The 12,563-nt window shown below is 71.1% G+C and carries 12 protein-coding genes and 1 pseudogene; 6 read left to right on the top strand and 7 right to left on the bottom strand.

What is annotated here, in order from left to right; translation table 11 throughout:
• Positions 1–58 precede the first annotated feature (58 nt).
• Positions 59–706: a dihydrofolate reductase family protein gene (locus tag OEY_RS0102395; RefSeq protein ID WP_010592350.1), complete on the top strand. Its 648-nt coding sequence runs from the start codon at positions 59–61 to the stop codon at positions 704–706.
• A gap of 10 nt (positions 707–716) precedes the next feature.
• Here the strand turns inward: OEY_RS0102395 and lhgO are convergent, their stop codons facing one another.
• The 3 genes from lhgO to OEY_RS0102380 all read right to left on the bottom strand — a co-directional run bounded on the left by lhgO (position 717) and on the right by OEY_RS0102380 (position 4,516).
• Entirely contained in the window at positions 717–1,922 is a 1,206-nt protein-coding gene (gene lhgO, locus OEY_RS0102390) for an L-2-hydroxyglutarate oxidase (protein WP_010592349.1), read from the bottom strand.
• Between the two features lie 109 nt (positions 1,923–2,031).
• Positions 2,032–3,228, bottom strand: a complete 1,197-nt coding sequence (locus OEY_RS0102385; protein ID WP_010592348.1) for an FAD-dependent monooxygenase — start codon at positions 3,226–3,228, stop codon at positions 2,032–2,034.
• Between the two features lie 37 nt (positions 3,229–3,265).
• Positions 3,266–4,516 (bottom strand): MFS transporter, encoded by a 1,251-nt coding sequence (locus OEY_RS0102380; RefSeq protein ID WP_010592347.1) that lies wholly within the window; start codon positions 4,514–4,516, stop codon positions 3,266–3,268.
• Between the two features lie 48 nt (positions 4,517–4,564).
• Between OEY_RS0102380 and OEY_RS0102375 the strand changes: the two genes are divergently transcribed.
• From OEY_RS0102375 to OEY_RS0102360, 4 genes are all read left to right on the top strand, one after another.
• Complete coding sequence (locus tag OEY_RS0102375) at positions 4,565–5,407, top strand: IclR family transcriptional regulator (protein ID WP_010592346.1); 843 nt, start codon at positions 4,565–4,567, stop codon at positions 5,405–5,407.
• 124 nt (positions 5,408–5,531) lie between these two features.
• Positions 5,532–6,602 carry a cupin domain-containing protein gene (locus OEY_RS0102370; RefSeq protein WP_010592345.1) on the top strand — a complete coding sequence of 357 codons (1,071 nt, stop codon included), beginning with the start codon at positions 5,532–5,534 and terminating at the stop codon, positions 6,600–6,602.
• Positions 6,603–6,608: 6 nt separating this feature from the next.
• Positions 6,609–7,430 (top strand): fumarylacetoacetate hydrolase family protein, encoded by an 822-nt coding sequence (locus OEY_RS0102365; RefSeq protein WP_010592344.1) that lies wholly within the window; start codon positions 6,609–6,611, stop codon positions 7,428–7,430.
• 10 nt (positions 7,431–7,440) lie between these two features.
• The gene (locus OEY_RS0102360) at positions 7,441–8,157 is read left to right on the top strand and encodes a maleylpyruvate isomerase family mycothiol-dependent enzyme (RefSeq protein WP_010592343.1); all 717 of its coding nucleotides are present in this window, start codon (positions 7,441–7,443) and stop codon (positions 8,155–8,157) included.
• A gap of 88 nt (positions 8,158–8,245) precedes the next feature.
• Here OEY_RS0102360 and OEY_RS0102355 read toward each other — a convergent pair whose 3' ends face one another.
• From OEY_RS0102355 to OEY_RS0102340, 4 genes and pseudogenes are all read right to left on the bottom strand, one after another.
• Positions 8,246–8,602, bottom strand: a complete 357-nt coding sequence (locus tag OEY_RS0102355; RefSeq protein WP_010592342.1) for an excalibur calcium-binding domain-containing protein — start codon at positions 8,600–8,602, stop codon at positions 8,246–8,248.
• A gap of 635 nt (positions 8,603–9,237) precedes the next feature.
• Positions 9,238–9,891, bottom strand: a pseudogene (locus OEY_RS27945) (response regulator transcription factor); the annotation flags it as partial.
• Positions 9,888–11,363, bottom strand: a complete 1,476-nt coding sequence (locus OEY_RS0102345; protein WP_010592340.1) for a sensor histidine kinase — start codon at positions 11,361–11,363, stop codon at positions 9,888–9,890. The gene OEY_RS0102345 and the pseudogene OEY_RS27945, both read right to left, overlap by 4 nt.
• Positions 11,364–11,372: 9 nt before the next feature.
• Positions 11,373–11,699 carry a hypothetical protein gene (locus tag OEY_RS0102340; RefSeq protein ID WP_225223171.1) on the bottom strand — a complete coding sequence of 109 codons (327 nt, stop codon included), beginning with the start codon at positions 11,697–11,699 and terminating at the stop codon, positions 11,373–11,375.
• Between the two features lie 78 nt (positions 11,700–11,777).
• Here OEY_RS0102340 and OEY_RS0102335 point away from each other — a divergent pair, with 78 nt between their 5' ends.
• On the top strand, positions 11,778–12,554 hold the full coding sequence (locus tag OEY_RS0102335) for an alpha/beta fold hydrolase (RefSeq protein ID WP_010592338.1): 777 nt from the start codon (positions 11,778–11,780) through the stop codon (positions 12,552–12,554).
• The last annotated feature ends 9 nt before the right edge of the window (positions 12,555–12,563 follow it).

The raw sequence follows: 12,563 nt of genomic DNA, 5'->3' as shown, positions 1-12,563 counted from the left end.
TGCCCGCCTCGCGGAGTCCGAACCTGTGCAATGCTGTCGACAGTGCAGGAGGTGCCCGGTGGATCAGCTGGTGAGGGTTCAGAACTTCGCCGTCTCGGGGGACGGTTTCGGAGCCGGGGAAGGCCAGAGCCTCGAGCGGCCGTTCGGGCACGCGGACCCCGGTTCGATGTTCGCGTGGGCCGGCGCGACCGCGAGCTGGCCCAACCGTACCGATCCGGGCGGGAGCCGGGGCCTCGACGACTACTTCACGCGGGACTTCGCCCGCAACATCGGTGCCGAGATCATGGGCCGGAACAAGTTCGGTCCGCAACGGGGGCCGTGGCAGGACCACGACTGGCGCGGCTGGTGGGGCGGCGAACCGCCCTTCCACACCCCGGTGTTCGTGCTGACCCACCATCCGCGACCGTCGTTCACGCTGTCCGACACGACGTTCCACTTCGTCGACGGCGACCCGGCCACGGTCCTCACGCAGGCGCGGGAGGCGGCCCAGGGCAAGGACGTCCGGCTCGGGGGCGGGGCCACCACCATCCGGGAATTCCTCGACGCGGACCTCGTCGACACCATGCACGTGGCGGTCGTACCGGCGGTGCAGCTCGGAGCCGGGGTGCGCCTGTGGGAGTCGCCCGACGAGCTGCTCGATCGGTTCCACCTCGAGGTCGTGCCCAGCCCGAGCGGCGTGATCCACCACCTGTTCTGGCGACGGTGACACCGGGGCGTCAGGTCCGCAGGCCCGCCCGTTCGAGGGCCGCGTCCACGAGGTACTCGGCGATCGCCATCGACGACGTCGCGCCGGGGGAGGGCGCATTGCGCAGGTGCACCACCCGCCCGTGCCCGGTGATGACGAAGTCGTCGACGAGCGAGCCGTCGGCGTCCATTGCCTGCGCGCGGATCCCCCGCGGGCCCGGCAGCACGTCGGCGACGGTCAGTCCGGGCACGTACTTCGCGGCCTCGGCGACGAACCGCCGGATGCTGACCGCCGTGCGCAGCTCGCGCATCGCGGCCGGGACGTTGCGTGCGGCGAACCTGCGGAAGCCGGGGAAGAGCACGGCGTCGCGCAGGTCCCGCAGCGACCTCGACCGGCCGTCGTACGCTTCGCGTCCCGGCGCCAGGAATGCGTTGGGCCCCAGCATGATCGCCCCGTCGATCCGTTTGGTCAGGTGGACCCCGAGGAACGGGTACCGCGGATCGGGCACCGGATAGATCAGTCCGCGCACCCGCCCGGCCACGTCGGGCCGCAGCAGGTGGTAGTCGCCGAGGAACGGCACGATCGCGGGCGTCGCGGGGTCCCCGGCGTCGTGGGCGAGCCGGTCCGACTGCAGGCCCGCGCACGTGATCACCAGGTCGAAGCCGTCCGTGCCGGTGCCGGTGCCGACGAGCACCTCGTCGCCGCGGGGGCGGATCGCCGTGACGGGTGTGGCCAGGCGGACGGTGCCGCCCGACGCCGTGACGTCGTCGGCGAGGGCGGTGGTCACCGCGACGTAGTCGACGATCGCGGTGTGCGGGGAGTGCAGCGCGGCGATGCCGCGCGCGTGCGGCTCGATGTCGGTGATCTCCTCCGGCCCGATGCGGCGGATCCCGGGCACGCCGTTGGCGACGGCGCGTTCGTGGATGGCGTCGAGCCGGTCGAGCTCGCTCGCGTCGAGTGCGACGACGATCTTGCCGCACTCGTCGTACGGCAGGGCGCGGGCGGCGGTGAACTCGGCGAGCAGGTGCACCCCGCGCCGGCACAGGCGTGCCTTGAGGCTGCCGGGCGGGTAGTACAGCCCGGCGTGCACGACGCCGCTGTTGTGACCGGTCTGGTGCGCGGCGAGCCGGGGCTCCTTCTCGAACAGCGTGACGTCGGCGCCGTGCGTCGCCAGCTCGCGCGCGGTGGCGGCCCCGATGATCCCCCCACCCACGACGGCAGCCCGCAGTGACCCCATGCGCGCCAGCCTACGAGCCCGTGGCCGAATGTCACACCGGTTCGATTCAATCGAACCGGTGTGACATTCGGCCCGCGCATTCGGGCGATCGGACCGGCGACGGTGGGAGTCAGCGGTGGCGGTTGGAGCTGTAGCCCCAGAGCCAGTCGGTGTACTTGTAGCTCGACGTGTCGCGGGTGCGGAACAGTTCGTTGCGGGCCTCGCGGCCGGCGCCGTCGAGGTGCCACAGGTCGCCCCACATGCGGCCGGTGGTGAGGATGCGGTTGCAGCGCGGGGCGCGTTCGGCGTTGACGTCACGCAGGATCTGCGGCCAGTTGGCGTTGTCGCCCCGGTAGTCCTCGGCGGCGTAGTCGGCCAGGCACTTGGCGTCCTCGAGGGCCATCACGGCGCCGGAGGCGAGGTACTGCAGCGGGGGATGGGCGGCATCGCCGAGCAGGATCATGCGGCCGTCGACCCAGTTATCGATCGGGTCGCGGTCGAACATCGGCCACCACCGGTCGGTCCACAGGTACTTCAGCGCGGTCTGCACGCTCTCGTGGCAGTGGTCGTAGGCGTGCGCGAGTTCCTCGGGGCTGCCCCACTTCTCCTCGCCGCGCAGGAAGGCGGGCGACTGGAAGACGGCCACCTGGTTGAGCATCTCGCCCTGGCGCAGCGGGTACTGGATGAAGTGGCAGCGCGGGCCGATGTAGCCGACGACGTCCTCGATCTCCTCCTCGAGGGGGACCTCGTCCATCGGGAACGTGCCGCGGAAGGCGACGTACCCGGAGCCGACCGGCTTGTCGTCGGATAGCTTCGGGCGCAGCCGCGAGTGCAGGCCGTCCATGCCGAGGGCGATGTCGCCGACGTGCTCCTCGCCGCTCTCGAGGATGACGCGGACCTTGTCGCCCTCGGTGACGACGTCGTGCACGGCGGCGTCGGTGCGCAGGTCGGCGCCGGCCCGGCGGGCGGCCTCGACGAGCACCGAGTGCAGATCGGAACGGTGCACGACGAAGTACACCCCGCCGTAGTGCTGCTGGTAGTCGTGGCCGAGGTCGACCTTGGTGAGGATCTCGGCGGTGACGGCGTCGCGGAAGACGAGGTTCTTCGGCAGGACCCCCTTGGAGATGACCTCGTCGTAGACGCCGAGCGCCTGGAGGATGCGGGAGCCGTGCGGGCCGATCTGCAGTCCGGCGCCCACCTCGCCGAATTCCGACGCGCGCTCGAACAGCGTGACCTCGGCACCCCGGAGGGCGAGGGCGAGGGCGTTGGCGACGCCGCCGATGCCGCCGCCGGCGACGAGAACCCGGGCGTCCTTCAGATCGGACATGACACTCCTTGTGATCGGTATCGGGATGAGGGGTGGATCAGTGGGCGAGGATCGGGCCGCGCGGCGCGTCGTCGCTGACGGGGAATCGCTTCCACACGACGGTCAGCAGCAGCGAGGCGATCAGTGCGCTCACGGCGAAGAGGATGAAGTTGGAGTTCGCGCCCAGCCCGGCGGCGAGCAGCCAGCCGCCGATCTGCGGGGCCGCGACGGCGCCGATCCGGCCGACACCCAGAGCCCAGCCGAGCGCGGTGCCGCGCAGGTGGTCGGGGTAGTAGGAGGCCACCGCCGCGATGATCAGGCACTGCGTTCCGTGGGTGCCGACGCCGGCGAGCACGAAGATCGCGTACACGATCGCGGTGGGCGGGGAGAGCAGCAGGGCGAGCAGCGCGACACCGGCGACGAACGCGGCGACGATGCTCGTGGGCACGGTGCCGAACCGCACGCCGCCCCACGCGGTGATGAACGAGCCGGCCACCGCGCCGAGGTTCAGCGCGAGCGCGAAGGTCAGGGCGCTGCCGAGGTCGGTGCCGGTGTTCTGCATGAGCTTCGGCAGCCAGGTGCCCAGGCCGTACCAGGCGAGCAGCGTCACCACGGTGACGAGAGCGAACATGACGCTGATGGTCCGGAACCGCGACCCGAGCAGCTCGCGGAAGCCGCCGCCGGTGGGGGCGTCCGTCTTGGAATGCGTGTCGGGCAGGTACTTCAGCGCCAACGGCACCAGGACGAACAGGGGCACGAGGGCGAACAGGAACATCGGGCGCCAGCCCCAGTGGGGAATGACGGGGATGCCGAGCAGGGCCGCGACGGACCCGCCGATCGGCACGCCCGACATCATCATCGTCGCGACGGCCGCACGCCATCGCGGCGGGACGAGTTCGGCGGCCAGCGCGTTCGACGTGGGGACCAGGCCGCCGAGGCCCAGGCCGGCGATCAGCCGCATCGCCCCGAACATGATGGGGCCGGTGGCGACGGCGCAGAGCGTGGTGAACACCGACAGCACCACGACGCAGCCGATGACGGCCTGCTTGCGGCCGATCGCGTCGGACAGGCGCCCGGCGAGCACCGCGCCGATCATCATGCCGAGGAAGGCGAGGCTGCCGAGGGTGCCGGCGGTCGCGGCGCTGATGCCCCACTCGTCCTGGAGGCTCGAGATGACGTTGCCGTAGACGATGAGGTCGTAGCCGTCGAAGACGACGAACAGCCAGCAGACGATCACGGCGAGCGCTGTCCCGCGATGCAGGACGATCGTGCGGTCGCCGGTGGCGACGGCGTCGGGGGAACTGTGCATGCTTCTACCGTGATGCGCCCCACTCCGCCGCTGCAATAAAGTTCTGTTGTGCAGAAAAAACCGTCGGCGCCGAAGAGGGCGTCCAAGACCATCACCCGGCCGTCGTACGCGCTCGAGTCGGTGGACAACGCGCTGCGGCTGCTGCAGATGCTCCGCGACGTCGGCGCGCTGCGGCTCAAGGACGCCGCGGAGGAACTCGGGACGGCGCCGTCGACGGCCCACCGTCTGCTCTCGATGCTGGTCTACCGCGGGTTCGCCGTGCAGGACGAGAAGCGCCGCTACCATCCCGGGCCGGCGATGGGGGTGGGGCCCGCACAGCAGGGCTGGACGCGCGAGCTCGCCGACCTCAGCAGGCCGCACATGGAGGCGCTGGCGATCCTGACCGGCGAGACGATCAACCTCGTCGTCCGGGTGGGGTCGCAGGCCCGGTTCCTCTACTCCGCGGAATCCGAGTCGATGCTGCGGGTCGGCGACCGGCAGGGCCAGGTGCTTCCCGCGGAGCTCACCGCCGGTGGTCGAATCCTGTTGGCGGAGTTGCCGAGACAGACGCTGGAGCAGCTCTACCTGCGACCGCCCGAGGAGCCGCACGTCGATCCGCGCCCGACGGTGGGCTACGGGGTGGACCGCCGGCTCGCCCCCGGCGAGTTCGAGGTGTTCCTCACCGAGCTCGAGGCGGCCCGCAAGGTGGGGTTCGCCGTCAACGTCGAGCAGACGGAGGAGGGGGTCGCCGCGTTCGGCGTCGCCGTCCGCAACGGGCACGGGCGGGCGATCGCGGCGCTCACGGCGGCGGTGCCGATCACGCGCTACCGCCAGCACCTCGACGGCTCTCTCGTCTCCCGGATGCGGACCGCGATCCGGGGGATCGAGGTCGAGGTAGCGCACATCGAGTGACGCGGGGCGATGCGGCACGGATCGGACCTCGGATTCCGTATAGCAGAATTGCATGGGCGGCGCGGGACCGGGCGACCTACGTTGAGAGCAACGCCGCAGGTGTCCCGCTTCACGAGGAGAGGTCATGACCGCAACCGAGAACACCGATCCCGAGCTGCAGCAGCTCTACACGGACTTCGAGGCCGAGCACCTCAACCCGCTGTGGACCCAGCTCGGCGACCTGATGCCGATGGTGCCGACGTCGAAGGCCGTGCCGTTCGTGTGGAAGTGGTCGACCCTGTACCCGCTCGCTCAGCGGGCCGGTGACCTCGTCCCCGTGGGCCGCGGCGGCGAGCGGCGTGCCATCGCCCTGGCCAACCCCGGACTCGGCGGCGTCCCCTACGTCACCCCCACGCTGTGGGCGGCGATCCAGTACCTCGGACCCAAGGAGACCGCGCCCGAGCACCGGCACTCGCAGAACGCCTTCCGGTTCGTCGTCGAGGGTGAAGGCGTGTGGACCGTGGTCAACGGCGATCCGGTGGCCATGTGCCGCGGCGACTTCCTGCTCACCCCCGGCTGGAACTTCCACGGGCACCACAACGAGACCGACCACCCGATGGCGTGGATCGACGGCCTCGACATCCCGTTCGTCAACTACACCGACACCGGGTTCTTCGAGTTCGGATCCGACGGCGTGACCGACGAGTCCACCCCCGACGTCTCCCGGTCCGAGCGGCTGTGGGTGCACCCGGGCCTGCGCCCGCTGGTCGGTCTCGACGCCAAGGCCAGCTCGCCGATCGCGTGCTACCGCTGGAAGTACACCGACGCCGCGCTGAACGAGCAGCTCGCCCTCGAGGACGAGGGCTACGCCGCCACCCCCGAACCGGGCCATGCCGCGATCCGGTACACCAACCCGACCACCGGCGGCGACGTCATGCCCACCATCCGCGCCGAGTTCCACCGGCTGCGGGCCGGCGCCCACACCCGCACCCGGCGCGACGTCGGCTCGACCGTGTTCCAGGTCTTCGAGGGCGAAGGCCGGTTCCACCTCGGCGGCACCGACCACGACGTCACCAAGGGCGACATGATCGTCGTGCCGTCCTGGGTGGAGTGGTCGCTCGAGACCGACGGCGGCGTCGACCTGTTCGCCTTCTCCGACGCCCCCATCGTCGAACGCCTGCACTTCAACCGCACCTACATCTCCGAAGGAGCCTGACCCGACATGCGACTCGCCACCCTCCGCCTCGACGGCACCACCGCCGCCGTGCGCGTCGATTCCGACACCACCGCCACCGTCGTCGACGGCTACGCCGACCTGTCCGCACTGCTGGCCGACCCGACCTGGAAGACCGTCGCCGAGCAGGCCGCCGGCCGCACCGTCGACCTGACGGACGCCGACTACGCGCCGGTCGTGCCCAACCCCGGCAAGATCGTCTGCGTCGGCCTGAACTACGCCACCCACATCAAGGAGATGGGCCGCGACCTGCCCGAGTATCCGACGCTGTTCTCGAAGTTCAAGGAGGCCCTCACCGGCCCCTACGACGACGTGATCGTCCCCGAGTACGCCGCCGGTCAGCTCGACTGGGAGGCCGAGCTGGCCGTCGTGATCGGCAAGCAGGCGTACCAGGTGTCCGAGGCCGACGCCGAGCAGTACATCGCCGGCTACTCGGTGATCAACGACTACACGATGCGCGACTACCAGTACCGCACGCTGCAGTGGGACCAGGGCAAGACCTTCGAGAAGACCAGCGGCTTCGGTCCGTTCCTGAGCACCGACTACACCCTCGGCAGCCGCATCGAGACCCGGCTCGAGGGTGAGGTCATGCAGTCGGCCACCACCGACGACCTGGTGTTCACCCCGGCCAAGCTGGTGGACTACATCTCCCACATCGTCACCCTGCAGCCCGGCGACGTCATCATCACCGGCACCACCGGCGGGGTGGGGCACGCCCGCAAGCCCGCCCGCTACATCGGCGACGGGGAGACGGTCGAGGTCAGCATCGAGGGCCTCGGTACGGTGCGCAACAAGACCGTCGTCAAGTAGGAGCATGCCTGTGGGGTTCAACGATCTCGACCTGTCCGAGCGGCTGCTGATCGCCCGGCGCGGCACCGCGTACTTCTCCCAGCGGCTCGCCGAACTCACCGACGACGAGCTGGACACCCCGACCGCGCTCGAGGGATGGACCCGCAAGCACCTCGTCGCGCACGTCGGCTACAACGCCGCGGCGTTGTGCCGGCTCATGGACTGGGCGGCCACGGGCGTCGAGACACCCATGTACGCCTCCACCGAGCAGCGCGCCCAGGAGATCGCCGAAGGCGCCACCCTGAACGCCGCGGCGCTGCGGAACCTGTTCGCCCACACCGTGGCCCGGCTCGACGAGAAGTGGCGGCACCTGCCGGAATCGGCGTGGCAGGCACAGGTCCGCACCGCACAGGGCCGGATGGTGCCGGCCGAGGAGACCGCGTGGATGCGCACCCGCGAGGTGTGGATCCACGCGGTGGACCTGGGCAACGGCGCGCGCTTCGGCGACTTCCCGCCCGTCGTCCTCGACTCGCTGCTCGACGACGTCGTGGGCATGTGGCGCAGGAAGGACCTCGGGGCCGGTCTCGTGCTCGAGGTGGAGGGGCGCGCCCCGATCGCGGTCCGCGACGATGCCGCCACGACCGCGAAGGTGAGCGGCCCGCTCGCCGCCGTCGTGCGCTGGGCCGCCGGGCGCGGCGCCGTCGGACTCACCGCCGGCGCCGACGAACAACCGCCGCGCTGGCTCTGACCACCGCGCCGGCTCCGACCACCGCATATTGCAACGGGGGCCTGCGACCGGCGACGGTCGCAGGCCCCCGTTGTCGTGGAGGGCGGTCCTAGCGGGGATCGACCTCGCACGCGACGCCGTCGTCGTCGCGGTCCAGCTTCGGCGCATAGCCGGGCTCGTCCCGGTACAGCGGTGCCACGCCCGCGTTCCACGCCTCCGTGCAGTTCTTGTAGCCGGCGCTCGGCGCAGGGGCCGGGGCCGCCTGGGGCGCCGGGGCGGGGGCGGGAGCCGGCGGCGCGGCCTGGGGTGCCGGGGCGGGTGCCGGCGGCGCGGGCTGCGGAAACAGGAAGTCCGCGGAGCCGGTGGGCAGCAGGTCTGCGAGCGAGAAGGCGTTCGCGGTGGCCGGCGCGGCGACGACGAGGGCAGCGCACCCGGCCGCGGTGGCGACGAGTCGACGAATCTTCATGCGTGTCTCTTTCTCTCGGGACGACGCACGGACCGGGGGATCCGTGCGGTCGATCGATTGTCCGTGCGGCGCCTCGCAGCACAGCACCCACCCCCCGGTTTTCGATCATGAGAACTCCCTCATGCCGGTCTCCCCGAGGTTTCACGCGCGGGATCGAGAGTGGGTGTTGCGCAACAGGGCGCACCACCGACAGGAGGTTGGTCATGGAGTTCGGCAGGAAGTGGATCGCGGTAGGCGCTCTCGCCGCGGCGGCGACCCTCGGTGCCGCGGGGGTCGCGACGGCAGACGATTCCGACGACACCCCTCGCGTCCCGGCGACGTCGGCGCCCCAGCCCGGTGCCGCCGCGGTCGTCGTCCCGCCGGGGGACGGGTGGCCCGCGATCGACGTGACCACCTGCGAGGGGTGGTTCGACGACTGGGACGACGCGTACCCCGACTACGTCGAGGAGCACTTCGAGGCGTGGGACGACCGCTGTGACGACCTCGACGACGACGGCAACGACCGGGACGACGACCGAGACGACGACGGCAACGACGATTGGGACGACGACCGGGACGACGACTGAGTCATCGACGGCGCGGGGGCGCGGCCGCGTGCCGACGCCTCCCGCGCCGCCGGCAGGGCAGGGGGGCGCGAGCAGTCGATAGCCCATCCCGCGCACCGTCTCGATACGTCCGGCGCCGATCTTGGCCCGCAGGTACCGCACGTAGACGTCGACCACGTTGGAGCCGGGGTCGAAGTCGTACCCCCACACCTGCGAGAGCAGCTGTTCCCGGCTCAGCACCTGTCCCGGGTGCCGCAGGAACGCCTCCGCGAGAGCGAACTCGCGGGCCGAGAGGTCGACCGTGCGCCCGTCGACCCCGACCTGGCGGGTCCGCAGGTCCAGGCTCAGGTCCCCGTTGCGCAGCACCGTCGTTTCTGCGCCGCGATCGGGGTTGAGCCGCAATCGGATCCGGGCCACGAGTTCCTCGAACTTGAACGGCTTCGGCATGTAGTCGTCGGCGCCGCCCTCGAGGCCCGCCACCACGTCCTGCACGCTGTCGCGGGCGGTCAGCACGATCACGGGGAGGGTCGAGCCGTCGCGTCGCAGCAGGGCCAGCACCGCGAAGCCGTCCATCTGCGGCAGCCCGATGTCGAGCACCATCAGGTCGTGGTCGCCGCTGCGTGCCCGCCCGTACGCCGTGACCCCGTCGGCGACGACCTCGGTGCTGAATCCGTTGGCGCGCAGGCCCTTCTCGATGAAGGACGCGATGCGCTGCTCGTCCTCGGCGATCAGGATCCTGCTCATGGGTACTCTCCTGCGGCGTCCGGCCCGGTGGCGACGGGCTCGACGGGAACGGTGACGGTGAACGTGGAGCCCTGGCCGGGCACGCTGCCGACGGTGACCCGGCCGCCGTGCGCGACGGCGATGGCACGCACGATGGACAGGCCGAGTCCGGCGCCCTCGGAGCGGACGCTGCCCGAGTCGCCCCGCGCGAACCGATCGAAGATCACGGCCTGATCTGCCGGGTCGATTCCGGAGCCGGTGTCGGACACCCAGAAGCGGAGCTCGCGGTCGGAGAACTGTGTTCCGAGGCCGATGCGGTCGCCCGGCTCGGTGTGATGACTTGCGTTGTCCGCCAATGCGAGCACGGCCTGCGTGATGCGTTGCGCGTCCAGTTCGACGGACACCGGCGACGACGTCTCGAGCCGCCAGTCCCGGTCGGCGAGACGACGTGCCTTGTCGAAGATCTCCGCCGTCAACTCCGCGACGTCGACCCGGTGCGGCCGGACGAATGCCGGCTGTTCCGCCCGCGCGAGCAGCAACAGGTCCGACACGATCCGGTTCATGCGTTCGAGCTCGTCGTCCACCAGCGCGACGGTCTGGCGCACGTCCTCGGCGTCCTGGGCATCCATGACCTCGAGGTGTCCGCGCACGATCGTGATGGGCGTGCGCAGTTCGTGACCCGCGTCGTCGAGGAAGCGACGCTGTGCCGCGACTCCGGTTTCGACCCGGTCGAGCATCGCATTGAGAGTCGTTGTCAGAGCGGAAATCTCGTCCCCTGGACCCGGTGGTTCCGGAATGCGGCCGGACAGGTCGGTGTCGGTGATGGATTGGGCGGTGGCCGTGATGTTGCGGACCGGGGCGAGGATCCGCCCGGCGAGCAGCCAGGCGGCGCCGGCCGCGGCCAGGGCGGTCAGGGCACCGCCGAGCACCATGAGCCGGGCGGTGTCCGCTGCGCTCTCGCGTTCCTGGTCGGCGAAGTACGCGGCGACGACGACTCCGCGGGCGGGGTCGCCGTCGAGCCCGACCGGCACGGCGAGGTACAGGACCTCGCCCGCACCGCTCTCGTAGGAGCCCTCCTGGGGCGCGGTGACCGATCCGGCGACCGCGGTGAATCCGGCGTCCTCGGCGAGCCGGATCGGTGCCTGCTCCCGGCTCTGGAACCGGAACTGCCCGTCGACGTAGCCGAGGAACTTCTCGTTGGGGCGCGCGAGGTTGTAGGTGATGACCACCCGGAGTACGTCGGCGACGTTCGCGAAGGGCGCACCGGTGGCGGGGTCCACGCCCGATTCGGTCAGCGCGGTGAACTCGGCGATCTCGGTGCGCAGCGAGTCGAGCATGCGCTGGTCGATGGAGCGGATCATCAGTAGCCACGTCAGGCCGCTGACGACGGCCAGTGCGCACAGCACCAGCAGCAGGACCCATCCGGTGATGCGGGTACGTGCGCTGCGGAATCGAGGTCGCCGGATGCTCGGCAGCGACCGGCCCGGACTCACGTGGCGATCCTACCCGTCCCGATCGTCGAGGTCGTCGTCCCAGTCGTCGTCGAGGTCGTCCTGATCGTCGTCCCGATGGTCGTCGTCCCGATGGTCGTCGTCCCGGTCGTCGGCGGGCGGGGGCGGGACCAGCCCACCGGGCACGGTGGGGGCAGAACCGCGGGACTGCTCGGCCGGCGCGGAGGGGCTGGGAGCCGGCGCGACGACGGCGGGCGCGACGATGGGGGAGCGGGGCATCGGCTCCGACGGCGGGGACGGCCGCAACGTCAGCCAGGCGAGCAGACCGACGCCCACGGCGGCGGCGACGGCGATCGCGGCGGTCCACACTGTTCGCATGACTCCACGGTGCGGCCGCGGCGTGACGCGCGAATGAGAGAGGGATGAGAAGATTCTCATCCGGAAGGGGTGGATCCCATGACCGAGGTGTGCAGGGTCGCGTTCGACGACGTCGACCTCGAAGTGCTCGTCGACGGAACCGGACCGGCCGTGGTGTTGCTGCCGTCGCTCGGCCGTGACACGTACGAGTTCGCACCGATCGCCCGGGACCTTGCCGAGGCCGGGTTCCGTGCGATCCGGCCCCAGCCGCGCGGCGTGGGCACGAGTCGCGGTCCGCTCGACGACCTCGACCTGCACGACCTCGCCCGCGACGTCGCCGAGGTGATCGAGCGGCTGGGTGCGGGCCCGGCCGTCCTCGCCGGGCACGCCTTCGGCCACTACGTCGCGCGGGTCCTCGCGGCGGATCGACCCGATTTGGTGCGTGGGGTCGCGATTCTCGCCGCGGGTGCCCGTCGATTTCCGGATTCGCTCACCGAGCGCGTCGCCAAGTGCTCCGACCTGTCGCTGCCGGATTCCGAACGGCTCGAGCACCTGCGGGCGGTGTTCTTCGCGGACGGGCACGACCCGTCGGTCTGGCTCGACGGCTGGTGGCCGGAGGCGATCGTCGCGCAGCGCCGCGCGATGGCCGCCACCGACAAGGAATCCTGGTGGCCGGTCGCGCCGTCGCCGCTGCTGGACGTGCAGGCCGGCGACGACGTGTTCCGTCCGGCGTCGACGCGGGCGGAGCTCACGGACGAGTTCGGCGCCGACCGGGTCACCGTCGTGCTGGTTCCCGGTGCGGGACATGCCCTGATCCCGGAGGTTCCGCACGAGGTCGCGAGGGCGATCGTCGACTGGGTCCGCACGTTGCCGTAGCAGAGCGCC

It is taken from the genome of Rhodococcus sp. P14 (genome assembly GCF_000256505.1).
GTDB lineage: Bacteria > Actinomycetota > Actinomycetes > Mycobacteriales > Mycobacteriaceae > Rhodococcus > Rhodococcus ruber.
The sequence above is the reverse complement of the archived record's forward strand: the minus strand, read 5'-3'. Positions and strand labels throughout refer to the sequence as shown.